Origin of the sequence: Methylophilus flavus (genome assembly GCF_042678905.1) — a bacterium.
Lineage (GTDB): Bacteria > Pseudomonadota > Gammaproteobacteria > Burkholderiales > Methylophilaceae > Methylophilus > Methylophilus flavus.
In genome coordinates, this window is record NZ_JBHTLN010000002.1 from 17,575 (window position 1) to 43,288 (window position 25,714).

At 50.3% G+C, this 25,714-nt stretch carries 24 protein-coding genes; 7 read left to right on the forward strand and 17 right to left on the reverse strand.

Going from position 1 to position 25,714, the window contains the following annotated elements:
• Nucleotides 1-100: 100 nt before the first annotated feature.
• Together rpsO and pnp are read left to right on the forward strand one after the other, a co-directional pair.
• The gene (rpsO, locus tag ACFQ2T_RS10060) at nt 101-370 is read left to right on the forward strand and encodes a 30S ribosomal protein S15 (RefSeq protein ID WP_379034001.1); all 270 of its coding nucleotides are present in this window, start codon (nt 101-103) and stop codon (nt 368-370) included.
• A 296-nt stretch (nt 371-666) separates the two neighbouring features.
• Nucleotides 667-2,787, forward strand: coding sequence for a polyribonucleotide nucleotidyltransferase (gene pnp, locus ACFQ2T_RS10065; RefSeq protein ID WP_379034003.1), 2,121 nt, complete (start codon nt 667-669; stop codon nt 2,785-2,787).
• An 87-nt stretch (nt 2,788-2,874) separates the two neighbouring features.
• Here the strand turns inward: pnp and ACFQ2T_RS10070 are convergent, their stop codons facing one another.
• The 9 genes from ACFQ2T_RS10070 to ACFQ2T_RS10110 all read right to left on the reverse strand — a co-directional run bounded on the left by ACFQ2T_RS10070 (nt 2,875) and on the right by ACFQ2T_RS10110 (nt 11,742).
• The gene (locus tag ACFQ2T_RS10070; RefSeq protein WP_379034005.1) at nt 2,875-3,066 is read right to left on the reverse strand and encodes a hypothetical protein; all 192 of its coding nucleotides are present in this window, start codon (nt 3,064-3,066) and stop codon (nt 2,875-2,877) included.
• A 223-nt stretch (nt 3,067-3,289) separates the two neighbouring features.
• Entirely contained in the window at nt 3,290-3,772 is a 483-nt protein-coding gene (locus ACFQ2T_RS10075; protein WP_379034007.1) for a GNAT family N-acetyltransferase, read from the reverse strand.
• Nucleotides 3,773-3,799: 27 nt separating this feature from the next.
• Nucleotides 3,800-4,138 carry a tRNA-binding protein gene (locus ACFQ2T_RS10080; RefSeq protein ID WP_379034009.1) on the reverse strand — a complete coding sequence of 113 codons (339 nt, stop codon included), beginning with the start codon at nt 4,136-4,138 and terminating at the stop codon, nt 3,800-3,802.
• Between the two features lie 17 nt (nt 4,139-4,155).
• Nucleotides 4,156-4,710 carry an isochorismatase family protein gene (locus tag ACFQ2T_RS10085; protein WP_379034011.1) on the reverse strand — a complete coding sequence of 185 codons (555 nt, stop codon included), beginning with the start codon at nt 4,708-4,710 and terminating at the stop codon, nt 4,156-4,158.
• Nucleotide 4,711: 1 nt separating this feature from the next.
• Nucleotides 4,712-6,049, reverse strand: a complete 1,338-nt coding sequence (locus ACFQ2T_RS10090; protein WP_379034013.1) for a TolC family outer membrane protein — start codon at nt 6,047-6,049, stop codon at nt 4,712-4,714.
• A gap of 16 nt (nt 6,050-6,065) precedes the next feature.
• A complete protein-coding gene (locus tag ACFQ2T_RS10095) occupies nt 6,066-6,722 on the reverse strand; it encodes a protein-L-isoaspartate O-methyltransferase family protein (RefSeq protein WP_379034015.1) in 657 nt (218 codons plus the stop codon).
• A gap of 120 nt (nt 6,723-6,842) precedes the next feature.
• Entirely contained in the window at nt 6,843-10,031 is a 3,189-nt protein-coding gene (locus tag ACFQ2T_RS10100) for an efflux RND transporter permease subunit (protein ID WP_379034017.1), read from the reverse strand.
• On the reverse strand, nt 10,032-11,111 hold the full coding sequence (locus ACFQ2T_RS10105; protein ID WP_379034019.1) for an efflux RND transporter periplasmic adaptor subunit: 1,080 nt from the start codon (nt 11,109-11,111) through the stop codon (nt 10,032-10,034). It lies immediately after the preceding gene.
• Entirely contained in the window at nt 11,104-11,742 is a 639-nt protein-coding gene (locus ACFQ2T_RS10110; RefSeq protein WP_379034021.1) for a TetR/AcrR family transcriptional regulator, read from the reverse strand. The genes ACFQ2T_RS10105 and ACFQ2T_RS10110 overlap by 8 nt, the downstream gene beginning before the upstream one ends.
• 248 nt (nt 11,743-11,990) lie before the next feature.
• On the opposite strand from ACFQ2T_RS10110, the gene ACFQ2T_RS10115 reads away from it, so the two are divergent.
• Nucleotides 11,991-12,395 (forward strand): DoxX family protein, encoded by a 405-nt coding sequence (locus ACFQ2T_RS10115; RefSeq protein WP_379034023.1) that lies wholly within the window; start codon nt 11,991-11,993, stop codon nt 12,393-12,395.
• On the opposite strand, the gene ACFQ2T_RS10120 is transcribed toward ACFQ2T_RS10115, so the two are convergent.
• Nucleotides 12,396-13,298: a LysR family transcriptional regulator gene (locus tag ACFQ2T_RS10120; protein ID WP_379034025.1), complete on the reverse strand. Its 903-nt coding sequence runs from the start codon at nt 13,296-13,298 to the stop codon at nt 12,396-12,398. It lies immediately after the preceding gene.
• A 146-nt stretch (nt 13,299-13,444) separates the two neighbouring features.
• Here ACFQ2T_RS10120 and ACFQ2T_RS10125 point away from each other — a divergent pair, with 146 nt between their 5' ends.
• Nucleotides 13,445-13,834, forward strand: a complete 390-nt coding sequence (locus ACFQ2T_RS10125; protein WP_379034027.1) for a DoxX family protein — start codon at nt 13,445-13,447, stop codon at nt 13,832-13,834.
• Between the two features lie 26 nt (nt 13,835-13,860).
• Nucleotides 13,861-14,634 (forward strand): DODA-type extradiol aromatic ring-opening family dioxygenase, encoded by a 774-nt coding sequence (locus ACFQ2T_RS10130; protein ID WP_379034029.1) that lies wholly within the window; start codon nt 13,861-13,863, stop codon nt 14,632-14,634.
• Between the two features lie 38 nt (nt 14,635-14,672).
• Here ACFQ2T_RS10130 and ACFQ2T_RS10135 read toward each other — a convergent pair whose 3' ends face one another.
• Nucleotides 14,673-16,028 carry a sigma-54-dependent transcriptional regulator gene (locus ACFQ2T_RS10135; protein WP_379034031.1) on the reverse strand — a complete coding sequence of 452 codons (1,356 nt, stop codon included), beginning with the start codon at nt 16,026-16,028 and terminating at the stop codon, nt 14,673-14,675.
• Nucleotides 16,029-16,056: 28 nt separating this feature from the next.
• Nucleotides 16,057-17,715 carry a sensor histidine kinase gene (locus ACFQ2T_RS10140; RefSeq protein WP_379034033.1) on the reverse strand — a complete coding sequence of 553 codons (1,659 nt, stop codon included), beginning with the start codon at nt 17,713-17,715 and terminating at the stop codon, nt 16,057-16,059.
• Nucleotides 17,716-17,776: 61 nt separating this feature from the next.
• Here ACFQ2T_RS10140 and ACFQ2T_RS10145 point away from each other — a divergent pair, with 61 nt between their 5' ends.
• Complete coding sequence (locus tag ACFQ2T_RS10145; protein WP_379034035.1) at nt 17,777-18,799, forward strand: hypothetical protein; 1,023 nt, start codon at nt 17,777-17,779, stop codon at nt 18,797-18,799.
• On the forward strand, nt 18,799-19,287 hold the full coding sequence (locus tag ACFQ2T_RS10150) for a hypothetical protein (RefSeq protein ID WP_379034037.1): 489 nt from the start codon (nt 18,799-18,801) through the stop codon (nt 19,285-19,287). Before ACFQ2T_RS10145 ends, ACFQ2T_RS10150 begins: the two co-directional genes overlap by 1 nt.
• On the opposite strand, the gene ACFQ2T_RS10155 is transcribed toward ACFQ2T_RS10150, so the two are convergent.
• The 5 genes from ACFQ2T_RS10155 to creD all read right to left on the reverse strand — a co-directional run bounded on the left by ACFQ2T_RS10155 (nt 19,261) and on the right by creD (nt 25,631).
• The gene (locus tag ACFQ2T_RS10155; RefSeq protein ID WP_379034039.1) at nt 19,261-21,072 is read right to left on the reverse strand and encodes a phosphoethanolamine transferase; all 1,812 of its coding nucleotides are present in this window, start codon (nt 21,070-21,072) and stop codon (nt 19,261-19,263) included. The two genes, ACFQ2T_RS10150 and ACFQ2T_RS10155, sit on opposite strands and share 27 nt — an antisense overlap.
• Nucleotides 21,069-21,794: a phosphatase PAP2 family protein gene (locus ACFQ2T_RS10160; protein WP_379034041.1), complete on the reverse strand. Its 726-nt coding sequence runs from the start codon at nt 21,792-21,794 to the stop codon at nt 21,069-21,071. The genes ACFQ2T_RS10155 and ACFQ2T_RS10160 overlap by 4 nt, the downstream gene beginning before the upstream one ends.
• The gene (gene cptA / locus ACFQ2T_RS10165) at nt 21,764-23,470 is read right to left on the reverse strand and encodes a phosphoethanolamine transferase CptA (RefSeq protein ID WP_379034043.1); all 1,707 of its coding nucleotides are present in this window, start codon (nt 23,468-23,470) and stop codon (nt 21,764-21,766) included. Before cptA ends, ACFQ2T_RS10160 begins: the two co-directional genes overlap by 31 nt.
• Before the next feature lie 234 nt (nt 23,471-23,704).
• On the reverse strand, nt 23,705-24,211 hold the full coding sequence (locus ACFQ2T_RS10170) for a M23 family metallopeptidase (protein ID WP_379034045.1): 507 nt from the start codon (nt 24,209-24,211) through the stop codon (nt 23,705-23,707).
• Between the two features lie 91 nt (nt 24,212-24,302).
• Nucleotides 24,303-25,631, reverse strand: coding sequence for a cell envelope integrity protein CreD (creD, locus tag ACFQ2T_RS10175; RefSeq protein ID WP_379034047.1), 1,329 nt, complete (start codon nt 25,629-25,631; stop codon nt 24,303-24,305).
• Nucleotides 25,632-25,714: the final 83 nt, after the last annotated feature.

Genomic DNA, 25,714 nt, shown 5'->3' on the forward strand with positions numbered 1-25,714 from the left:
TGTCACTATAATGCTCGGTTCGAGTAAATTGATTATCGACGCGGTAAGGCAAATAGGTTGTCTGGCTGCAACGATATTGACGCTAATTAGGAAGATAAAGATGGCTGTTACCGCAGAACAATCCGCAAAAATTATCAAAGATTTCCAACGCAGTCCTAACGATACTGCCAGTCCAGAAGTGCAGGTTGCCTTATTGACCAACCGCATCACTTACCTGACAGAACACTTCAAATCCAACAAAAAAGACAACCACTCACGTCGTGGTCTGCTAGCGCTGGTAAGCCAACGTCGTAGCTTGCTGGATTACCTGAAGGGTAAAGATGTCAGCCGCTACCAGACATTGATCGAGCGTCTGAACCTGCGTAAATAATTTGGTTTAAAGTGACGAAAGTTACAACTCACTTATAACGAAATAAAAGCCGACGGCATGGTGATTGCCTCGGCTTTTTTGTTTTAAAAATCCTGAAATTTGCATGAAAGACCGGGATTTAAACTTCACTAACGGGGTGGCTTCTGTGAGTGCGTTTGTTTGATGTTTCAGACAAATAGCGTACTGATAGAAGTCACCGCATATCGCGAAACGTAGAATAAATTTTTTATTCGATGTTTCTATTGTTGAGATTGGCTATTAGGTAGTGAATAGCCATGGTAGATAAAGGAAAAACAATGTTTGAAATTACTAAAAAAAGCGTCCAGTTCGGTGCGCATACCCTGACGATTGAGACAGGGGAAGTGGCGCGCCAGGCTGACGGTGCCGTGATGGTGAGCTATGGCGATACAGTCGTATTGGTCGCAGCCACTGCTAAAACCAGCGTCAAAGAAGGCCAGGACTTTTTTCCACTGACGGTTGATTATCAAGAGAAGACCTATTCTGCTGGCCGTATTCCTGGTGGCTACTTCAAGCGTGAAGGCCGCCCTTCAGAAAAAGAAACATTGACCGCGCGTCTGATCGACCGTCCGATGCGTCCTCTGTTCCCTGATGCGTTCTACAACGAAGTGCAAATCGTTGCCACAGTGTTGTCTTACGACCCTGAAATCGATGCGGATATCCCGGCCATGATCGGTGCTTCTGCAGCGATTGCATTGTCAGGTATTCCATTCTATGGCCCTATGGGTGCAGCCCGCGTGGGTTACATCAATGGCGAATACGTATTAAACCCGACCGCTTCACAACTAAAAGAATCTGCACTGGACCTGGTGGTTGCAGCGACAGAAACTGCTGTGATGATGGTTGAATCAGAAGCGAAAGAATTGCCTGAAGACGTGATGCTGGGTGCGGTTGTTTACGGCCACGAGCAGATGCAGTCTGTGATTAAAATCATCAACGAACTGGCGAATGAAGCTGGTAAAGATGCCTGGGACTGGACAGTACCAGAGCCAGACACTGACCTGATTGCAAAAATCGAAACGATTGCTGCCGCTGACATCAATGCCGCTTTCCAGATCAAATCCAAAGGCGAGCGTTCTGCCAAGCTGGATGAAGTGAAATCACGCGTCATGAGCACATTGATCACTGAAGAGACTTCGACTCTGGAAGCCAACAAGATTAAAGATGAATTCTTTAAACTTGAAGCCAAAACAGTGCGTAGCCAGATCCTGAACGGCGAGCCACGCATTGATGGCCGCGATACCCGCACTGTGCGTCCTATCGTGATCCGTTCCGGTGTATTGCCACGCACACACGGTTCAGCCCTGTTTACCCGTGGTGAAACACAAGCATTGGTGGCGACTACTTTAGGTACCGGTAAAGATGAGCAGCTGATCGATGCACTGGGTGGTGAATACTACGAAAACTTCATGCTGCACTACAACATGCCTCCGTTCGCGACTGGCGAAACTGGCCGCGTAGGTACACCTAAGCGCCGTGAAATCGGCCATGGCAACCTGGCTAAACGTGCATTGAAAGCAGTATTGCCAGCCAAAGGCGAGTTTGACTACACCATCCGTGTTGTGTCAGAAATTACTGAATCTAACGGTTCTAGCTCTATGGCTTCTGTCTGTGGTGGTTGCCTGTCCATGCTGGACGCCGGCGTGCCATTGACTGCACATGTTGCTGGTGTAGCGATGGGCCTGATCAAGGAAGGCAACCGCGTAGCGGTGCTGACTGATATCCTGGGTGACGAAGATCACCTGGGTGATATGGACTTTAAAGTAGCCGGTACCGATCAAGGCATCACTGCCCTGCAAATGGACATCAAAATCACCGGCATTACTGCACAAATCATGGAAGTGGCGCTGGCACAAGCCAAAGAAGGTCGCGCGCACATTCTTGGTTTGATGAAGCAGGCTGTGTCTGGTGTAAACACCGAAATGTCACAATTTGCACCACGCATCATTACCATGAAGATCAATCCGGACAAAATCCGTGACGTGATTGGTAAAGGTGGCGCCGTGATCCAGGCACTGACTAAAGAAACTAATACCAGCATTGATATCGAAGATGACGGTACCGTGAAAATCGCATGTACCAGCGCTGAAGAAGGTGCTGAAGCACAACGCCGTATCGCTGCTATCACCGCTGAAGTTGAAATCGGCCAGGTTTACGAAGGCCCAGTGGTCAAGATCCTGGACTTCGGTGCCGTGGTGACATTGTTGCCAGGTAAAGATGGCCTGGTTCATATTTCACAAATCGCTCACGAGCGCGTAAAAGCGGTAGGCGACTACCTCAAAGAAGGCGACATCGTGAAAGTGAAAGTAGTCGAGCTGGATGATAAAGGTAAAGTGCGCTTGAGCATTAAAGCCCTGATCGATCCACCAGCAAGAGAAGAAGCACCTGCTGCTGAGTAATTAGCAGTGAAGTAAAAAGCCCGCGCAAGCGGGCTTTTTTATTGAGTTGCATACCGAAAGTATTAAACCCGATAGAGTTTTTGATAATTAGTCATAGGGTAAATCATCTGGATCAACGCCAACGTAATCCGGCTGTGGTAAAACTGGCAAGCGATACGCTTTGATGCACTTATATCCTGCCAGGTAGGATTTTATTACCCTGTGCATGCCATCCATTATCTTGCCAGCAGGACAAATGATGATCGGATAAGCAATGTCCGCCGCTTCAACCAGTTGCATGTGTTCTGCAATAGACCTGCAAGTCGGTACATCACCTCAAAGCTATACCAGTAAGGCTCATCCAACTCTGCGATGGACTCAAGTGGAATTTCAACAACAGCAAGATCTTGTGTATAGCGGATCAGATTGTGGACATCCCAGGCTAAAAGCCCCTGCTCACTATGCCGGAAATGATACTGTTTTCTCATGGCTGTACGAAAGAATGTTTATAGCATATGTAAGTTTAAAACCATTTGTACATCACCAATGCGTCAACATAACCTCTGCTCGGATGGAGAAATGCTTTTGGTAACCTGCCTACTGTTTCAAATCCCAGTTTGGTCCATAAGCGCACAGCACCCTCATTGCTGGAGGCCACAAAGTTGAACTGCATGGCCTGGTAGCCCAATGATTTTGCCACTTGCTGCGAGTGCTCGCACATGGTTGTTGCAAGACCTAAACCACGTGCCGCGGATGACACCATATAACCGCAATTGCAGACATGATCACCGCCGCCTGGCTGGTTGGTTTTGATGTAATAGCTACCTAATATCTGCCCGTTTTCTTCTGCGACAAAGGTTTTTCGCGGCGTCTCCATCCATGATTTAATCGCTTGTTCGCGGATTGTGTCGCGCGGGTAGGCGTAGGTTTCGCCAGCAGCGACTATCTCATGGAAAAATGGCCAGATCTGGTCAAAGTCTGCCAGTGTCGCTTCACGGATGTGCATGAATGACTTTCTGCTGTAGGTTTTGTGTCATAGCAATTTGCTGCCTAAAGGGACTTCATGTTCCGGCATGCACAATGTGACATTGCCTTCCGCATCGTGAAAACCGGTGACTAGGCATTCAGACATAAAAGGCCCAATTTGTTTAGTGGGGAAATTGACCACCGCGACGACCAGTTTTCCTACCAGTACTTCCGGGGTGTAGTGCGCAGTGATTTGGGCACTGGATTTGCGGATACCAATCTCATCACCAAAATCGATTTGTAACTTATAGGCGGGTTTACGTGCTTCGGGAAATATCTCTGCAGAAAGTACGCGTCCTACGCGTAACTCTACTTTGGTGAAATCACTCCATTCGATTTGATTCATTTTTGCAGTAAGTCTAGTCAGCGAATCAGCCCAGAGATCGCTTTGAACTGCGGATGCGTTGCACCTTGCATAGGTTCGAATAACAAAGACTCTGTGTTGGTAATGATGCAACCAGCTGACTGTAGTCTTGCCAACGCATTTAAACGATGGGCTTCATTGCGTGAAATCACTGCATCTTCAACCACAAATACCTGCTTACCTGAAGCCAGTGCATCTAGTGCGGTTTGCAATACACAGATGTGGGCTTCCAAGCCGAACAGTACAACCTGTGGCGCGACGCTGACGGAGGATTCTTGCAAGGCTGCTTCATGCCAGGCGGAGAAAGCCAGTTTGCCAAAACGTGGTGTGTACTCTGGTAACAGAGTCTGCAATTTCGGCAGCGTTTCACCCAGTTTCTCCGGATATTGCTCAGTCACCCATAATGGAATATTGAGGAGTTGCGCGCCCTGGATCAGTCGCTGAATGTTATTCACCACGGCGGACATGGCGTCTTTTTGCATGGCTGCACATAAGCGTGTTTGCACATCGACCAGCATCCAGACCGCGTCCGTGCTTGCTATGATGGTATTCATACTATTTCCTTGCCAGTTGCTGGTCTATATCCTGCAAATCCGCTTCAGATACGATGCCGCTGGCAGTTTTGAGGCGGATGATATTGACCAGGTAGTTATAGCGCGCCTGCAATAAGTCACGGTTGGCGCTGAAATATTGCTGTTGTGCGTTGAGCACATCTACGCTGGTGCGTATGCCGACTTCGTAACCTAGCTGGGTGGAGTCCATCTGGCTCTGGCTGCTTTTGAGCGCCTGCTCCAGCGCTTTCACCTGGGCGATGCTGGTATTCAGGTTCAAATAGGCGCGCTGGGTTTCCAGTGTGGTCTGGCGCAATGCATTCTGCAAGTCATCCAGTGCTTTTTGCCGGTTAAAAGCGGCCTGGCGCACGCGGGAGGTAACGGCGCCGCCCTGGTATAACGGCATGGAGACTTCTACACCGATGCTGGCGCTTTTCAGGTCACCGCCAAACCCGTACTGGCCGCCATTGCTGTAACTGTCCTGGTAGCTGGCGACCGCATCTACTGACGGGTAATGCCCGGCGCGCGCGATTTCAATGTCTTTTTCACTGACCTGCACGCTTTCCTGCTGGATCTGAATATTGAGGTTGCTGGCATTGGTGACATCCTGCCATTCCTGCATGGGTTTCAGGCCGGGTGTAATCTGGATATCTTCACGCACAGCGGCAATCCGTTCAGGCAATCTGCCGGTAATCGCCTGCAAGCTGTGTTTGGCAATCTCCATATCATTCAGCGCCGAGAGTTCTTGTGCACCAATCAGGTCATAGCGCGCTTGCGCCTCATTGACGTCAGTAATGGTGGCTGAGCCGACATCAAAAGTGGCCTTGGCCTGTTGAAACTGGCGTTGAATGGCCTTCTTCTGTGCATCGATCAAATTGATTCTGTCTTGCGCCAGCAGTAAATCAAAATAAGCCTGCGTTGTTCGCAACATCAGCCCTTGTTGTGCGAGGTGATATTGCTTGTCCGCAATGCTGACCTGCACTTTGCTCTGGTCTATGCGTTCCAGGTTTTCCTTGCGGAAGATTGGTTGCCTCGCCTGCAACTGGGCCTGGTAGCCTTCAAAGTTATTGCGTCCGCCGGGGAAAGGCGCCTGACTACCGACAATCTTTAAATCGGTACGGTTGGCATTGGCGCCTGCCAAAAAATTCACCGAAGGCCGATAGCCAGCCTTGGCTTGCTCTATGATTTCCTGCGCCGCCTGATTGGCGCTACCAGCGGAAGCCAGCACCGGGTCATTGGCTTTGGCTTCCTGATACACGTCCATCAAGCTTTGTGACGCTGCCAGAATCGCATGCGGTATGCAAAAGGCGGTCAGTAGCAAAAACCGTGACAGGATATTCATAGCGTGAAGATATTGCTTAGAAAGAGAATGCTTGTGCTTGCGGTGCGTTCTGCATTTCAGTCAGGCTGGTCTCAAACAGCACGTCCTGTTTGTAGCTGTGCTCGGCCAGGCGCTGGATCAAGGTTGCCTGCATGACCGGGGCTTTGCCCAGCACGATCAGCATGCGGCCGCCTATGCTCAGCTGGCGACGGACACCTTCAGCCTCTACCGGGCTTGAGGCAGTGAACACAATCGCGTCAAACGGCGCATTGGATTCCAGTCCGCTATGACCATCAGCCTCAATCACCTGCACATTCTGGATGCCTTGTTTACCCAGGTTTTGGCTGGCTAATTCACACAAGTCAGGGAATATCTCAAGCGCGGTTACTTGCGCAGCATGTTGCGCCATCAAGGCCGCCAGGTAACCGCTGCCTGCGCCAATCAGAAGTACTTTATCTGTCGCTTGCAGTTGCAACGCCTGTAAAAAACGGCCTTCCACTTTAGGGCTTAACATTTGCTGCTCATGCGCTAGGGGAATCTCAATATCAGCAAAGGCCAGCCCGCGATACGCATCCGGAACAAAGTTTTCACGCGGGATACTATTGAGTGTTGCCAGTACTTTGGGATCCAGCACCTCCCAGGTGCGGATCTGTTGCTCAATCATGTTAAAACGTGCGGTTGCCTGGTCTGTCATGGTCTAGTCCTGTGTGTAAGTTCAATGTCCATCTACTTGCAGAATTGAAGGCAATTACCTTTTAAATCCTGCCCTGCATACAATGCCTGTCTGGTCTCAGTATTATAGTTTATTGCGTCATCATTTCGCGGTTCTTGCGGTAAGCCTTGCCCAGAATGTATATAGGGCTGGTACAAACAAAATGGTAAGCACAGTAGCCACTGCCAGGCCGCCCATAATGGCGACGGCCATCGGCCCGAAGAACACACTGCGGGTGAGCGGAATCATCGCCAGAATCGCAGCGGCGGCAGTGAGTACGATAGGCCGGAAGCGGCGTACGGTGGATTGTACGACTGCCTGTTCCAGCGAAGCACCTTCGGCGATATCCTGATTAATCTGGTCGACCAGAATCACCGAGTTGCGCATGATCATGCCGGATAGTGCGATGCTGCCGAGCATGGCTACAAAGCCGAATGGCATATTGAACAGCAGCAGAGAGAAAGTGATACCTATCATCCCTAAAGGTGCGGTGAGTACTACCAACAACACATTCGAGATACTGCGTAACTGCAACATCAATAAGGTAAATACCGCAGCGAAAAACAAGGGCACACCTTTAGCCACTGATTTGGCACCTTTGGCTGATTCTTCTATCGCACCCCCTGTTTCTACAGTCACGCCAGCAGGCAGCTTTTGCAATATGGGCTGAATCGCTTGCGTGATTTGTGTAGACACTACCGGCGCTTGCATATTGCCTCGCAAGTGGGCACGCACCGTGAGGGAGGGCACGCGGTTACGCCGCCAGATCACGCCTTCTTCAAAACCGTCATGAATGTTGGCAACCTGCGCCAGGGGGACACGCTCGCCACGCTGGCTTAATACCGTGAGTTGCGCCAGTTGCGAGAGTTTGCTGTGTTCTGCACTGGTGCTGCGCATCACCAGGTCTATCCGTTCATTGCCTTCTCTGAATTCGCTGACGACTTGCTCGTAATACTGCGTATTCAGCAATTGCGCGATATCGGGCGAACTCACCCCTAACAGCCTGGCTTTGTGCTGGTCGATATCCACATGAATCACTTTACTTGGCTCTTCCCAGCCTAGCTGTACATTACGCAAATGAGGGTTGGCGCGCATGGCATCGGCAATCTTGTGCGCGACCTCCCTGATGGCCTGGAGGTTCTGGCCATCGACACGAAATTGCACAGGGAAACCCACCGGCGGTCCATTTTCCAGCCGCAGGATAGATGCGCGCAGTTGCGGGAAGTCATGTTCGAACAATGTCAGCAGGTCATTACGTAAAGCTTCCCGCTGTTGCAAGTTGTCACAGAGAATCACCAACTGCGCAAATGCACGATGAGGCAGTTGCACATCCAGTGGCAAATAGTAACGCGGGGCACCTGAGCCGACATAAGACACTACATTTTGTACCGGCGCGTGATTTTTTTGCCATTGCTGTAACCAATGCTCAAGCTTTTTCACCGCCTCATCGGTGGACTGGTCACTGGCATTTTCGGCCAGGCGCAAGTCGACCACAATTTCCAGCCGGGTAGAGTCCGGGAAAAACTGTTGTTGTACTTTGCCAAAACTGAACATCGACACTGCAAACAGGATGATGGTGGCGATAATGACCATCCCTTTGTGCATCACACACCAGCTGACAATGCCCTGCAGGCGCTTGTAAAAGTTAGTCTCATAGATATTGTGGGGGTGAGCGCTTGCTTCGCTTTCAGGCTGTTTTTTAAAGCCCAGGAAATACTTTATTTTTTGCATTACCCCGCCAGGCGCACTGGTTTGCTGCGCAGCATCAGGTAGCAGGTGATAGCCTAAAAACGGTACCACGATCACCGCAGCCACCCAGGACAACGTCAATGCGATTGCGGATACCTGGAAAATGGAACGGGTATATTCCCCGGTAGAAGACACCGCAATAGCAATCGGCAAAAAACCGGCCACGGTCACCAGCGTGCCTGTCAGCATAGGCATTGCGGTAGAGGTGAATGCAAATGAGGCCGCGTCCATACGCGCCCAGCCCTGCTCCATTTTCGATGCCATCATCTCTACGGCAATAATGGCATCATCCACCAACAAGCCCAATGCAAGGATCAAGGCACCTAGCGAGATTTTGTGCAGGCCTATGCCAAACCAGTCCATCATCAGGAAAGTGCCTGCGAGTACGATCGGGATTGCCACCGCGACCACGATACCGGTCCGCCAGCCCAGAGAGAGCAGGCTGACAGCCAGCACAATGATCAATGCTTCAGTCAGGGAACGTACAAAGTCGTGTACCGAGTGCTGGACAATATCCGGCTGTGACGTCACAGGGTGCAATTGCACACCCACCGGCAGCTGTTTTTGTACGCTGGTGATGTTTTGTTGCAACGCTTCACCCAGTGCAATCACATCGCCGCCTTGCTGCATGCTGACCCCAATCAATAATGCCGACTGGCCGTTGAAGTGTATGCGTTGCGCAGGCGGGTCAGCGTAACCGCGTTTGATGGTAGCGATATCTCCCAGAGTCAGGTTTTGATTGCCAGCGCGAATAGGAAACTGACGCAAATCTTCCACTGTTTGTAAGCGCCCGCTCACGCTGAGCCTGATGCGTTCCGGCCCTGCATCAAATGTGCCTGAACCGATGACTGTGTTTTGCTGATTAAGCATCTGCGCCAGTTGTGCCGGACTGATGCCCAACGAGGTCAGTTTCTGGTTGGAAATCTCGATGATCATTTTCTGTGGCTGTTCACCAAACAAATCGACTTTTTCAACATCGGGTAGTTTGAGCAGGCGTGACCTTACCCATTCAGCCTGCCGTTTCAGTTGCTGCGGGTTAAGGCCATCGGCAGTGATGGCGTACATGGTGCCGTAGACATCACTGAACTCATCGTTAAAGGTAAGGCTTTGCAGGTCGCCGGGAAAAGTGTGGCGGATATCGCCTATCTTTTTACGTATTTGATACCATAATTCGGGAATTTTCTCCGAGAAAGTATTATCACGAATCACAATGAAAACCACCGATTCGCCAGGCCTTGAATAGCTGCTGGTGTAATCAATTGAGGGGATTTCCTGCAGTTTTTTCTCTATCCTGTCAGTGACCTGCTGCTCGACTTCCTGGGCTGATGCCCCTGGCCAGCCGGCGCGGACCAGCATCACCTTGAAAGTGAATGGCGGGTCCTCAGATTGCCCGAGATGGGTATACGCCAGCACACCGCCTATCAGCGTCAGGATAATAAAATACAGCACCAAGGCCTGGTTTTTCAATGCCCAGGTCGAGAGATTAAATCGCTGGTGTAGCTCAGAATGCTGCTGGTTATCCGGCATATCAGGTGCAGTCATTTAGCGAAGTACCTCAGGGGCAGGCGTCACCGCTTTTACTTGCATGCCTTCGGTCAATGTATGCACACCGATAGTGGCGATAGTTTCGCCTGCTTGCAGGCCAGAAGTAATTTCTATGCCTTGTTCGCTGAGTGGCCCGGTCGTGACCGTGCGCAAATGTACCTGTTGTTGCGGATCAATTACCCAGACTGCTGCCTGTTGACCATTTTGCGTCACCGCGGTGGAAGGGACGATAATTTTTTGCGCGGTATTCGCCTCAGAGAACATTACGTCTGCAGTCATTCCCAGCTTGATGCGATGATCAATATTAAGTAGCTGAATGCGTAAATCAAAAGCATGTGTCTGGCTGTTAGCCGCAGGTGAAATTTCACGGATACGCCCGGTATATGATTGTGCTGACTCAGCAAGCGTGACCTGCGCCGTATCCCCGATTTTCAGCGCTGCTATGGTGGTTTCCGGTACAGAAATCTGGATCTCAAGTGTCTGCAAGTCGTAAATCTGCGCGACGGTCTGCCCGGCGGCAACCACTTGTCCAGGCTCGGCCTGGATCATGCCAATGACCCCTGCACGATCAGCGAGGAGTTGTGTGTAGGCGGTTTGGTGCTGGCTGACTGCCGCTTGCGATTGGGCTTGTGCCAGGCGAGCCTGCGAGGTTTTGACCTGGGTTTCGTAACTTTCCAGCGCAGATTTGGAAATGAATTGTTTTTGGTAAAGCTGCTCGCGACGCGCTAGTTCTGATTTTGTCAGGGACAGGTTGGCCTGCGCAGTCTGCACCTCGGCGCTGGCTGCCTGCGCGTTAAGTCTGGAATCATTCGGGTCCAGCCGTGCAATCAGCTGGCCTTTTTTAACCATGTCTCCCACATTCACATCCCGAGAAGTAATCTTGCCGGCAATGCGGAAGCCGATGCTGGATTCGTAACGTGAGCGAACTTCACCGGTATAGCTCCCGCTTACATAACTGCCTGTAGTACCCACCTTCATCACCCATACAGGGCGTGGGGCGGCAACTTCCTGGTTTTCCTTGTGGCAGGCACCGAGTAGCAGGCTGAAACATAGCGTCAATAAAAAAGCGTTATTCATGTGGAGTGACTTTCAACAATCCTTGTAAACACATACGCATCATGAAATCGATACGGGCTTCGATGGGCTGCCAATGAATCCAGGCATCATCGGCCATGTTGATCTGCAATGCACATAAGCCATGCATGGATGCCCATACGGTTTGTGCCAGGAGAACCGGGTGGTTAAATTCATCTTTAAATATGCCGGCCGCACAAGCGCTGGTAGCCACACCTATCAGCTGGGCATAGCCGTCCTGTTCAGGGTTATGTTGTTCAATGCTTGACAAAGCCGGGTCGCAAGGAGGATGTGGCGTCATGAACATCATGCGGTAATGATTGGGGTTAGCCAGCGCAAACTGCACATAATGCTGGGCAAATTGCAGAAACCGTTCCAGCGGATCACTGATGGCTAACGTAGAGTGCAGCGCCTGCGCCAGTTTAAGGGCGTCGGCATCCACCACTGCACGCAGTAATTGTTCCTTGTCACTGAAATAAAGGTAAATGCTGGTGGCTGAATAGCCGATCTTGTTCGCCACTCCACGCATGGTCACTGCCTCTACCCCGTGATGAATAAACAGGTCTCGGGCCGCATCGATGATGACGGTGCGGATAGCCAGTTTTTCAACATCTGTTTTTACTTTTGGCGGCATGAAATCAATAGCGGAATTTATTATTAACGTCGTTAACTTAATATCGTTAAATAACAAAGTCAAATCATACTGGCATTTCAGCCAAGAAGGGTGCAGAGTAACAAATGTGATACACCGGTGTTCAGGGTGGGCTGATTAGCTGGGTGGTAATAAATTCTGCCTTGCACCGGCATGCATCATACCGATGTCCGTAGCGATCAAAGAATCGAGCGGGCTGCGAGTCCAAAAACGATTAGGAGCGATTCAGTATGAATGTTCGGCAGCGTTGGGTTAGTTTTATGGGGCGTGTTTTATTATCTTTAATTTTTGTCATCAGCGGCATGACTAAATTGTTGGATCCGGCGGGTACTATCGCCTATATTGAAAGTGCTCATTTGCCATTGCCGCAGATAGCCTATGCGGTGGCATTGTTCGTCGAGCTGGGATTAGGCTTTGCGTTATTAGTCGGATTCCGGTCGCAATTGGCGGCTGCGGGAATCGCCATTTTTACCTTTGTCACGGCGCTGACTTTTCATAGCAATATGGCCGATCCGGTGCAGGTCATCATGTTCCTGAAAAACATCACCATTATTGGCGGGCTACTTGTCGTCATCGCCTTTGGGCCCGGCGGCTACAGCGTGGATCACGGCAAGCGATTGGTTCTTAATCAGTAATCAGCGCTGAATAGTTTCGGATCTGGTTTCACCTGATGCGAACCATTGCTGCAAGTGTGTCACCAATGCCAGGGTGTTGGCAGAGACCTGCTTATGGTATGGATACATGGCATAAATGCCCGCCTGTTGTATGGTGTAATCAGCCAGCACCTCTACCAGCTTTCCGGTTTGCAGCGCCTCCATCACATAAAATGCGGGTAAGCCCGTGATACCCAGTCCTGCAATCGCGGCATCGCGCAATACCTCACCATGGTTGGATCTTAAGCGTGGCTGTATATGAATGCGGTGCAGCTGATCGTTTTCGCTAAATATCCACTCGCTGGCACGGTGGGTCAGGCATGCATGGGATGTTAATGCCTGGGGAGATGCGGGTGCGCCATGACGAGCGATGTACTCCGGGCTGCAACAAAAACGCATGGCTGCATCTTCCAGTTTGCGCGCCACCATCCCTTCTTCCGGCTGGTCAGTGACACGAATGACCATGTCATAACCTTCGCTGACGATGTCCACTTGCCGGTTATCTGCATCCAGCCAGATTTCAAGCATGGGGTGCTGTTGCATAAAGGCGGTCAGCGCGGGTGCTAACCGTAAGTTGGCATATGAAAGCGGGGTGGATATTTTGAGTAAGCCGCGTAATTTATCCGAACGATGACTGATTTCAACTTCTACGTCATGCATGGCTTGCAAAATATGCTGAGCACGCTGGAAAAAAACTTTTCCCGTTTCTGTGGGTGATAACTTGCGCGTGGTGCGTTGCAATAAACGCACACCCAAGCGCGCTTCAAGCGCAATGATACGACGGCTGACCAGCTGTTTGGAAATCCCCAGTACTTTAGCTGCGCTGGTGAAATTGCCGTGTTTGACCACTTCAATAAAAAAGCGCATTTCTTCAAATGAATGCATAAATTGTCAACTCATATGCGACAGTTATACTTTAATAGCGGGGATTATCAATTTTTCCGATCAGGAATACAATACGCCTATTAGTCATCTGCATGAGAAGATTATTTCAATGGCTAATGCCCACTCATATACAGGAGGAGTAGAACATGAATTCATTTCAATCAGCAGTCAGCGTTTTAGGCCGTGTTTTGTTATCACACATTTTTATTATCAGCGGCCTCGGTAAAGCGGCCAATCCTGAAGGCACTATCGGCTACATTCAAAGTGTAGGCGCACCTATGCCGGAAGTCGCTTATGGCATCGCTTTATTTGTTGAGCTGGTGTTAGGTATCGCTTTACTGGTGGGCTTTAAAGCACGTTTGGCTGCTGCCGGTATTGCCCTGTTTACGCTGGCAACGGCATTCCTGTTCCATTTCAACCTGGCTGACCAGATGCAACAGATCATGTTCCTGAAAAACCTGACGATTGTGGGTGGTTTATTGCTGGTAGTCGCGTTTGGCGCCGGTGCGTACAGCCTGGATAATCGCCGCCGTTAATGAGTGATATTGCCGAGGGCTGCTAGATGACCACCTTGTTTGTTTCGCATGGAGCACCGACACTGGCGCTGGAGTCAGGGGAGACTGGAAAAATGCTGTCAACCCTGGCGGCATCCTTGCCGAAGCCAGACGCTATTCTGGTCATCTCAGCGCATTGGGATACGCGCGTACCTATGGTCAGCCTGGCAGCGCATCCGGCCACCATTCATGATTTTGCCGGATTTCCGGCGGCATTGTATGCCATTCAGTACCCGGCTCCGGGCGCAACTGCGTTGGCTAACAAAGTCATCGCGTTGTTAGCAGCCCATGATATTCAAGCGCAAACGCAAGCTGATCGTGGCCTGGATCATGGTGCCTGGGTGCCGTTGTCGCTGATGTATCCCGAAGCCGACATTCCGGTGACGCAACTATCGATACAGAGCCGCAGTACACCGGCAGCACAATTCGCGCTGGGGCAGGCACTACAGGATTTGCATGACCAGAATGTGCTTATCCTTGCTTCTGGTGCGATCACGCACAACTTGTCAGACTTTTTTACCGGGCAGCGCGATGCGGCACCGTTAGCTTATGTGAATACATTTGCCGACTGGATTGCGGATCAGCTGGCAGCAGAACAAGCACAAACATTATTGAATTACCGCACTGAAAATCGTCAAGGCATACAGGCGCACCCGAGTGAAGATCACCTGATGCCTTTGTTTGTCGCGGCAGGCAGCGGGCAGGGTGTACCAAAAAGATTCACGCCGGAAACCACTTACGGCATTCTGGCGATGGATGCCTATGTATGGGAACGTAAGTAGAAAAAACCAGACGCAAACGACAAGTGTTAAAAATCAGCTTAACGTAATTCGTATTGATTCAGCTTGTTCCAGAGTGACCGCTCACTGATCTCCAGCAACTTGGCAGCCTTGGTTTTATTGCCCTGGCAGGACTCCAGCGCCTGCAGAATCAGTCTCCGTTCCATGGCTTCTGTCGTGCGCGGAATCGAAAGCATATTGGTATCTGCAACGGCAGTCACATCGGTAGCCGTATGCGCCGCGTGCTGGCTGATATCAGCCGGTAAGTGTTGCGGCTGTATGGTGTGGTTGCCTGCCAGAATGGCCGCACGTTCCAGAATATTTTCCAGTTCACGCACATTGCCTGGCCAGGCATAATGCTGTAAACATAAACGTGCCTCTTCACTCAATTGGCATTGGCGTTTACCCAGGAAAAATTCCGCCAGCAGCCCTATGTCGTCCTGGCGTTCACGCAATGGTGCGATCTGTAATTGCAGCACGTTCAGGCGGTAATACAAATCCTCACGCAGCTTCCCTTCCTTGACCGCTTGTAGCGGATCCCGGTTGGTGGCCGCCACTACGCGCACATCCAGCGCAATCTGCCGGTTACCGCCGAGCTTTTCCACTACGTTTTCCTGTAATACGCGCAGTAATTTTGATTGTAGCTGAATCGGCATTTCGGTGATTTCATCGAGGAACAGTGTGCCGCCATTTGCCAGTTCAAATTTACCGATGCGCTCTTTCAGTGCACCGGTAAAGGCCCCTTTTTCATGCCCAAATAATTCGGATTCCAGGATATCAGCCGGGATGGCGGCACAGTTGATCGCTACAAATAGTGCTGCATTGCGTGGAGAGGCTTCATGCAGGGCTTTCGCCACCAGCTCTTTGCCGGTGCCGGTTTCACCCACAATAAATACCGTGGCCCGCTCTGGCGCCACTTGCTGGATCATCTGTTTCAGCGACTGCATGGCCGGGCTGTTGCCAATCAGACCGGTCACATCCGGCTGCTGGTTTTGCTTGAGGAAAGTGTTTTCCTGGTGAATGCGTTTCACGGTCAGCGCTTTTTCAATGGCGATTTCCAGTGTTTCCAGCTCAAACGGACGCAAAATATAATCGCTGGCGCCCAGTTTCATCGCCTCGACGGCGGTTTTGATTTCGCCTTGTGCCGTGACCATAATCAAGGGCAAATGCTCATGCTCGTTACGTATCACATCTAGTAATTGCAGGCCATTCATGCCTGGCATATGCAGGTCACTCACCACCAGGTCTATCTGTTGCTGCCGGATAATCTCCAGCGCCTCACGGCCATTACCCGCGGACAAGGCGCGGTAACCTGCCTGGCGCAGGCTGATTTCCAGCAGGCGCCGCATATTCGGTTCATCATCAACGGCCAGTATGGTGAGTGGTGGAGTGGACATTAGATATTTGCAGTCAGCTGGATTGAGGTTAAGGATTTAGCGGCAGCGCCAGGTTAAATTGGGCGCCTTGCCACGGGCTGGTGCTGTAGCTAATTGTACCACCGTGCGCTTCCACGATTTGTTTGACCACCGCCAGGCCCAGGCCTACACCGCCAGTACGCTGGGTAAAAAACGCTTCAAACAAATGTGCCTGTTGTGCTGGTGGCACACCGGGGCCGTTATCCGCCACTGAGACATGGGCGAATTGTGTGTCATGCGAAAGCGAGACGGCCACCTGGCCATGCTCGGGCAATATCTGGATGGCATTAATGATGAGGTTGACCATCACCTGTGTCATCTGGTCCTGGTCGACCGGAATAATCACCGCTTCCGGCGCATGCAGTGACAGCTGGATATGCTTGTCAAAAGCCTGTTTTTGCAACATATCGCAGACGTGTTGCAGGTGAGATTGCAATTCAAGTGGCGTTTTGCTTGGCAAGCGAGGCCTCGCCGAGTCAATCAGGGATGTCACCAGTTTATTCAGGCGCTCGGTCTCCGAGATAATAAATCCCAATACTTCGCGGCCATCGTCACTTAACGCCGGTTCGCGTTTCAACACATCGGCAGACGAACGCATGATACCCAATGGAGTGCGTACCTCGTGGCTCATGGCAGCGGCCATTTCACCCACCACGGCCAGTTTGGCCGCACGCGTCAGTTGTTGTTCTGACTCGGCCAGATCCGCCGCCATTTTGGTAAAAGTCTGCTGCAATGCCTGCACCTCTACCGGGCCACTCAGCGGTGGAATGATCACATTAGGTCGACGAAATTGCTGTACAAAGCGGATCAGTTCCTCAAGCGGTTGGGTGATGCGTTTTGCAATCGGCCTGACGAGCAACAATGAGAAAAACAGGATCACCACTAACAGGACGACGAAAATCAGCCCTAAACGGTGTACCGGTGCGACTGCCACATCATGTTCTTTATTGAGCTTCACCTCCCAGCCGTAAATAGGAAGCGTGCTTTGGATGGGAATATGGGTGTGCAGGTTATAGCGCGGTTGAGACCAGTTTCTGGATTGTGCCAGCAGACGTTCTTGCTCGTCTACCAGTGCAAGTTCGGTGGCATGCTGGGCGGCATGATTGAGTAAGTCCTGGATTACTGACCAGTTAAACGTAGCGATCAGGTGACCGATAGGCTGCAGGGTGAAATCAGAGTAAATCGGTGTAGCAATCATTAACTGATCATTTTGCAAATGGTAGATGGTGATTGGCTGATCGTCTTCATTAAACGAAAACCAGACTGGCGGGCTGGTTAGCCGTTGATTGATATGCTGCGGATTACTGGAAGCAATGATGGTGGATTGCAGATCGATCACATCAATTGAAATATATTGAGCGGCATAACTTAAACGGGTTTCTTCGAGAAAGACTGATAAGCGCTTATCAATATCACCAATCTGCATGTCTTGCATGATGGCCAGCTGGCTCCAGCTGCGCACGTTTTGCACACGCTCAAACAACACCCGGTCTATGTGTTCACCCACCGCTTTACCTGTGGTTTGCAGGTCATGTTTAATTTCCGTGCGCAACGCAGTGCGCGCCTGGTAAAAACTAAGCACGCTGACCAAGAGGGCGGGCAATAATCCTGCCAGCAAAAATGCGATCAGCAGCATTTTCCGGATGGTTAAAGGTGAATTTTTTGGCATGGAATATGAGAAAATAGCGTATCTATTATAAGCGTTGTATTAGCTTAATCGGAAAGTGTGTATGTCCACTATTTTACTGCGTTGCGCGGTCAGTGTAATCAGCCTGTGCATGATGTGCAAGCCACTGCTTGCGGAAGAAGACGCCACCTTCTGGGAAGGCTTCCGGGTGGGTGGCTACACCAGCGTTGACCTGCATATACCCCGCACAGAATCTACACGGCTAAACTGGAACGAGTTAGCCATGATCGTGACTTGGGACAAAAACACCCGTATCAAGTTTTTCGGCGAACTGGACCTGGAAAATGTGGCGAGTTATACCCATAGGCAAGGGCTGGATTTCCGCGATGTTTATATCAACCCCGAGCGCCTGTATTTTGACGTCAATCTGACTGAGCGCGCCAATGTGCGGCTTGGGCGATTCCTGACCCCGTTAGGTCGCTGGAACCAACTGCATGCTTCACCGTTAGTATGGACAGCTAGCCGGCCCGTGGCAACCACTGAACTGTTTCCCACTTTCACCAGCGGCATACAGTTTTTTGGTACGCTGCCATTGCAGGAGCGTTCTCTTGATTACCAGATTTACACTGCGACTATGAATGCACAACCGGAAAGTCGCGGCGAAACACAATACAAAGATATGCGCGGTGCGCGGGTTGCAATCAATAATGTGTTTAATTTCACCAATGAAAATGCCGGCCTGAACACCATAGGCCTGAATTACGCCACTTACCGCGAAGAACAATCATTTGGACCTAAATACAGCATTCTTGGTATCGATTTCCTGCTCGAATTTGATCGGTGGGAACTCAGTGGTGAAGCGTACACACGTAAGATAGATCATGGCCAGGGTGGAGGTAGCGGCGCATACCTGCAAAGTGCTTACCTGATTAAGAATGACTGGTACTGGATCACACGGCTGGAAAATTTGCATCAACCTAATACCCCCAACGCCGAGCGCTGGATCATTGGTGTGACCAAGAGACTTAAACCAAATCAGTTATTGAAGTTTGAAATAGTGGGCGGTAACGGCGAATATGAAGATATACCGCGCGGATTTACAACTTCATTTGCGATGATGTATTGATGCGTTTGAAATTGTTCAGCATCTGGATCATAGTCGCTGGCATTGTGCCCGGCTTCGCCTTGGCTGACGAGCCGGTGATCGCTGTCATCGTCTCTGCACAGACGGCATATACAGTGCCGGTCGCCGCCAATGACCTTTCCTCGGTATACTGGCGCAAGAAGCTGTATGACAATCATGGTAAACCATTGCATCCGGCCAATTTGTCCAGTGACCATCCGTTACGCCTTCGCTTCTCGCAGCAGGTATTGCATAGCAGCCCGAGGTCGCAGGTAGGTTACTGGAACGAGCAGTATTTCCACGGTATCCAGCCACCGTATACCGTGGAATCACAAGAAGCGATGATACGCTACGTCGCTTACACCGAAAGCGCTATCGGCTACATAGATGCATGCAAGGTCGATGAGCGGGTAAAGCCGGTCATATGGGTGACGGCCAATAAGATAATGGGTGAACCGCCCGCTTTACGTTGCAGTACTGTTACGCCTTAATGCGGCATTTTTTATTGCCTTCATTCTGCCTGGCTCTTCCGTCGCCGGTGGTTGATCAAGTTTTGTCTGTAGATTTCCACCTGGCTGCTCACGGATAACGACAGCAGGCGCAAGTGGCTGCTCCGGCTGTAATGGCAACGGCGGCAATTTGAGTTCTGCACGGACCACCGGGTTTGCGACCAGCCAACTGTAATGTGAATTGCAAGTGCTGGATTTGAGTTCATAGGCTGTCAAGAGTGTGCAGAACACGTCATCATGACTAAGCGGGTAATTCTGGTAAGGCCGTATCTGCTTAATCGAATAATCAAACTGTTTGCCCAGCCATAAAATGGCAGGCACGTGGGTCTGCTCCTTCGGCGCAATCATATAAGGTGCCGCATGCAGGTAAAGCCCATGCTCTCCCAGCGATTCGCCATGGTCCGCTACATATAGCATGGCCGTTTCATGGCTATTGTCGTATTTCTTTAGTAATTGAATGACCTCACTCAAAAAATAATCGGTATATAAAATCGCGTTGTCATAGGCATTATCGATTTCCTGCTGGCTGCATTTTGATAAATCGCTGCTGCGGCATACCGGGGTGAATTTTTCGAATGCCTTCGGGTAGCGGCGATAATATTCAGGCCCATGATTACCCATCTGGTGTAATACGATCATGACATCCTGGCCACTGTGGGACTGGATGTACTTGTCCAGCCCCTGCAACATCCCCACATCCCTGCATTCGCTATCGCAGACTTTATTCTGGGCAGGTGATTGAAAATCCTCGTAGGCCATACGTGTAGCGACACCTTTTGAGTCGGAGTTGTTATCACGCCATAACACGTTGATATTGTGTTCTTTCAATACATCCAGCGCGTTTTCCATGTGCCTGGCTTTTTTGGCTGAATACTGCTGCCTGCCCAGCATCGAAAACATGCACGGGACCGATACGCCCGTGGAAGTGCCGCAAGAGGTGACCTGCTTGAAACTCACCACATCTTCCTGCTGCAAGCGCGGATTAGTCAACTTATGGTAACCGTTCAGCGAAAAGCGATCATAACGGGCAGTTTCACCCACCACCATAATCACCAGTTCATGTTTGCTGTTATCACCAATGCGTTGCGTGTCGGTGGCAACCTGTTCCAGCGCCTGGCTTTCGGGGATGCTGAGGTGCTGATTGCTCCATTTGATGAGTGAGTAATGCATGAAGCTCGGGTTGGCATACATGCGGGCAAGCTTGTGCTCTCGGATAAAGCTGGCATAGCCGGCTGAGTAAGGCCATACGCAAGTAGCCATCAGCACTACTAACAGCCCAATGTGCAGGCCACGAGCACGCAAACTATCGCGAACAAACCAGCAATCCGGCGCTTTAAACAGCAGCCATATTGCTGGAGCTACGCCAAGTGCGGTGACAAATGCAATCATCTCCCAGGACAATAGGCCAAAAGCTTCTTTACTGTCGGTCTGGAACAGGTTGTCGAGCATGACTGTATCGATAATGATGCCGAATTCCTGCATATAAAATCCGGCAAATGCACTGCTGAATATCACCAGTGCCAATAGCCAGCGCGCGCTGCGGCCATGACTGATCAACATCAACCATAAAGCAGTGACCAGGGTGAAAAACAGTAGCAGGCTGATCAACAAACCGCTTTGTCCTTCGAGTGGCGGGTATAGCTGGCTTAAGTGTGAAACCAGTGCAGAGTTGTCAAATACCATCAGCCAAAGCGTCACGCCCCAGATCAATAAGATCTGTGGTGTGAATAAATGGCGGAGTAACGCTGGCAGGGAAAGATTTTTCATACGTAACTGCTTTTTGAATAAGGGCTACTTGCGTAACCATTGCTGGAAAATGACAACACGCATAACAGCAGGGCGCACATCAACCATAAGGATGTCAGCGTGTGAGAGAGAAAGTGTGCCCCACGAAGTTGCTGGCACCAGCCGAGTGCAAAACCCGCAGCCAGCCCGGCGACTGCCATCAACAATGCTTTGCGGGGATGTTGTGGTAACCAGCACAAACACAGGGCGGATAGCCATAAGCCACTGCTGGCGTGCCCCGCCGGAAAACAGTGCCCGTTCATCTGCGGGGTATGCGCAGCAAATGCAGGAAACCAGTCCGAAGTGCCGCCGTACCGCGTAATGTCCCACGGGCAGGCGTGCGGCATCTGGTGTTTGAGCCAAGACACCAGCCCGCTATGTACAACAGCCAGTGCGGTTACCCAGCGTAGACGGTATTGCTGTGCGGAAGATAACCAGCTTGGGCGGAATCCTGTTGGCAGCATGGCTAACACCAACAGCACCAGCCAAACGCTTAGCAGCAGGTGCTTGATATAGCTGTGCATGACGGTGTCATAGAAAAACGCATGCTGGTAAGTAAACTGCCCACGGCTGAAATCGAACATCCGGTCCGCCAGTGTTAAATCCAGCATGGTGTAGTTCGCCATGGCGAAAATGCCTATGGCACTTACACCCAGCAATAGCCATAACCAGGCTAATCCCTTGTTGGTAAGCCAGCGTTCCACGTGGCGACCTCACTGTCAGGGAAATGCTTTGTGCCTGGCAACGTTTGCAATTTGCCGATATAAGGATCACCCACCAGGATGCTGTCCGGCATGAATTGCGCGTTGACGATACTTTCATCCGGGCGGAAGCCATCGAATGACAGTCCCACCAGGTCGGCCAGGGTATAAATCAAATCGGCATTATCGTATTGCAGATGCGTATTCACATTGGTCAACAGTTTTTTTGCGTTGAACCAGTTGTCCGAATGCCAGACGATGAGCGGGATGCTGTACATCGGCAAGGTTGGCGCCGCTTCGTTACGGCCCTGAAAGTCGTGTGGGGCGGTGTCATACACATCTTCACCATGGTCTGAAAAGTAAACCAGCAGGCTGTGTTGCTGCTTGGCTTTCAGCTTGGAAATAAGTTGCGCCATGACCCAGTCGTTGTAGCGGATAGCATTGTCATAACTGTTGATCAGTGCGGTTTTTTCTTCATCCAGGCCTGTGGCAGGCAATCCTTTAGCCGTTTTGAATACATCAAACTTCTCTGGATAGCGGTAGCTGTATTTCATATGTGTGCCTAGCAGATGCACGACAATTAATTTCTTGGGATGCGGATCGTTCAGCGTTTCAGCAAAAGGTGCCAATACCTTTTCATCAAAGCTGTAGGCGTTCTGGCGGCGTTCGTTATTCAGGAAATATTGCTTATCCGCTTGCTTGGCAAACGTGGTCAGCATGGTATTGCGACCGGTCAATGTCTGCTGGTTGGTGATCCAGGTCGTGTGGTAACCGGCCTGTTTCATCATAGCCACCAGCGATGGCTTGGTCTTGTAATCGTCAGGATGCAACTGGTTGGCAAAGGTCAGCACCTGCTGCAGGCTTTCAATGGTATTCGGGCGAGGTGAATATGCATTTTCAAACACGGTCAGTTCCTGTTTGATCTTGCCCAATTCGGGATTGGTATCGCGGCCATAACCATACAGCCCCATGTGCAGGCGCGAAGTTGATTCACCAATCACCAGTACCACCGTGGTCGGCCCCGGCTTGGCCTGTTCCGATAAGTTCGCCAGCGGGGGAATACTGTTCATGGTCAGCAATGTCCGGTTCACCTCATCCAGTTGCTGCTGGTAATTCAGGTAGCCCAACGCCAGCTGGTAAGGCGGCACCCCGCTAAAATGCTTGTTAAAGCTTTTATACGCGTAGCCCCACTCGTTTTGCATGGCCGGTTTGATTGGCGAGGAAAACGCAATCAATACGGTGATCAAGGTATAGACCGCTGCGCGCGATTTTGGGAGTTGTGCGGGTTTCAATGCACGCCAGTACACAATCGGAATCAGGATGAATGCCAGCAATACCAGCAAAATCCACCACGAGAAATAGTTGTGCAGATACTCCTGGGATTCGCTTTTATTCGATTCGAACAGAATCATCATCAGGCTTTGGGTCAGTTCTTGACGATAAACCAGGAAATAAGCAAGACCTGGCAATGCAGAGACACCGATAAATGCCGCAATACCGGCGCTCCAGGCGCGCAAGCGTTGCGGCTGCCACCAGAGCGGAATCAGCCACAAGGTGGAAACGATCACCGCGTCTTTGAATCCCTCAAGAGAAGAGGCACCAAACAGCCAGAGCAGGAATTGGGTTAACCCGCCTAATAGTAAAAACAGGCCGTAGGCACGTAAGAATGGATGCTTCACTAAGACTTCCCTTATTATTTTGATAAATACGGGAATATCTTTGCAATCGTTATGCCATCTGAATGTAAAAGAGGGGATTGTTTTTAACTACATGATTTTATATGGTTTTTTAATGGTTTCTTTGAGATTTTTCAAATGTGCAAGATAAGTGATGCTGCAAATACTGCATAAACTTTATGCGAATAAGCTGTGCAACTCTGCAAAAAATGCAGAGTTTGATAGGTGGCTAATCGCTTATTCTTTTGTCAGTAACAGGTGAGGGTTAACGTAAAACATGCGTTTCCAGCCTTGTGTTTCCAACGTGATATCCGCCGGATCAGGAAAAAGTCTGAATACACTGTAGTGCAAGTGTGGCGGCTTGCCGATAGCATTCCCGCTATTGCCGACCGTGCCTAAGGCGCTGTGCTGGGTGACTAATGCAAGAGGACTTATCTTAATGGCGTCCAGATGCGCGTAGTAATGAATGCGCCATTTAGGTGAAAGTATAGCAACCACATGACCGCCTCTTTCCAGCTCACCCGCGTAGATGACTACCCCTTTACTTGCTGATTGCACCAGCCTGCCTTTATTGGCAAATATATCTATGCCTTTATGAACACCGGATTCTCCCCAAGGCGCAAACCAGTAGCTATCCAGATTCCAGTCTCTCGCCGATGCATGTTGTACCGGAATGATGGCCCGCTCAGGAATGAATGGGCTTAACAGAATCGAGCTAATAAGTATGTAAATGATTTTTTTCATGAAACGACCTTTTAAGAGCAGGTGGCTTGCGTTGCAAGCCACCCCTGTATGAAAGCTAACCATAGTGCACCTTGTGCATCCATGACGCATATCAATGATGGCTTAACGCATACCAGTCAACTTTGCGTGTCACTATCATGGTGAAAGCCAGCAAGCTGAAGATCAATATGGAGCCCATCAGCAGCGCATTGTCTTCGGAGATTAGAATGCCGTATAAGGTGGCATATAGCAGTCCGAGTTTGAATGAAAATACAAGGCCGAATCTTGCATTTTTCATCACGTTTGCCAGGTAATAGCCGATAAGGCTGATGCAACCCAGGCTTGCAATGACATAGGCATAGGCAAAACCGATATGCTCCGCCAGCGAGATCAGCAACAGATAGAAAACGGCCATCGCAAGGCCAACCATGGCGTATTGTGCCGGGTGTATGCGTAGCTGTTTAAGGACTTCGAAGATAAAGAAACCGGCAAAAGTCAGCCCGATAAACAACAGGCCATATTTAGTAGCGCGATCTGACAGGCTGTAGATATTGATGGGTTCGACAAAGCCGACACTGATAGCCTCTAACGAAATACTTTCAGACCTCTGATCCAGCTTTGTGAGTAGCGTCTCCTGAATGCTGCTGGAAAGTGAGGAAATTTCCCATTTTGCCTGGAAGCCATGCTGGTCTATTTTCTGGCTGGAAGCATCAGGTAAGAAATTGCCATCAAAATGCGGGTGCTGCCAACTGGAGTGTAATTGGACAATATTTTTTTCGGCCAAAGGGATCACGTCAAATTTCTGCATGCCACGGATATGCAGGTTCAATTTAAAATCAACTGTATGCTGTTCAGGTCTTAAACTGCCAAGGTCAGCATGAATTCCGTTACTTAACAAAGGCAATTGGCTGCCTTGCTTCAAGGCGATTTTCTGACCGTCCCAGTTCAATACCGGTTGTCCATCAATCCCACGCGTGTCACTGAGGCCTATCGCCAGCAAGGGGTGACCCATCACGAGTTTCCCCCCTTTACGCTGTGGTTCAAGTTTGATTTGATCGAGATTGAACGAGCCTGAAAGGTCACCATTCAATCCATACATCAAGGCTTTGAAAATGCCTCTTTGTTTGTAGTGATGGGTAAATCCTCCTGAAAGATTAAGCGCACTCGGCAGCAAATAAACACGCCGCTCGTCTTTATATTCGACGTCGGTTTGTGACGCGCCGGAGCCCTGCGTTTCTGTGTAGTGCTCTGTGTAGGGAATGATCAGGATAGGGCCTGTCAGCGTTTGTGCAGCAGTGGAAGATCTGGCGATATCGCTTTCTACCGATGCCTGCCTTGCCTGCCGTTCGATAATCAGATCATTGACATAGCCAATGGCTAGTGACATCAGGAGTATGAGTCCTAATATCCCTAGGGATTTATATAAAAGCGGTTTTTGCATGTCCAAACTCCTCTATGAAAGAGTTTGCAGCTTAAAGTGGGTAAGTGAAGCGATGTTGTGCTGAATGTGAAGCGAGTGTGAAG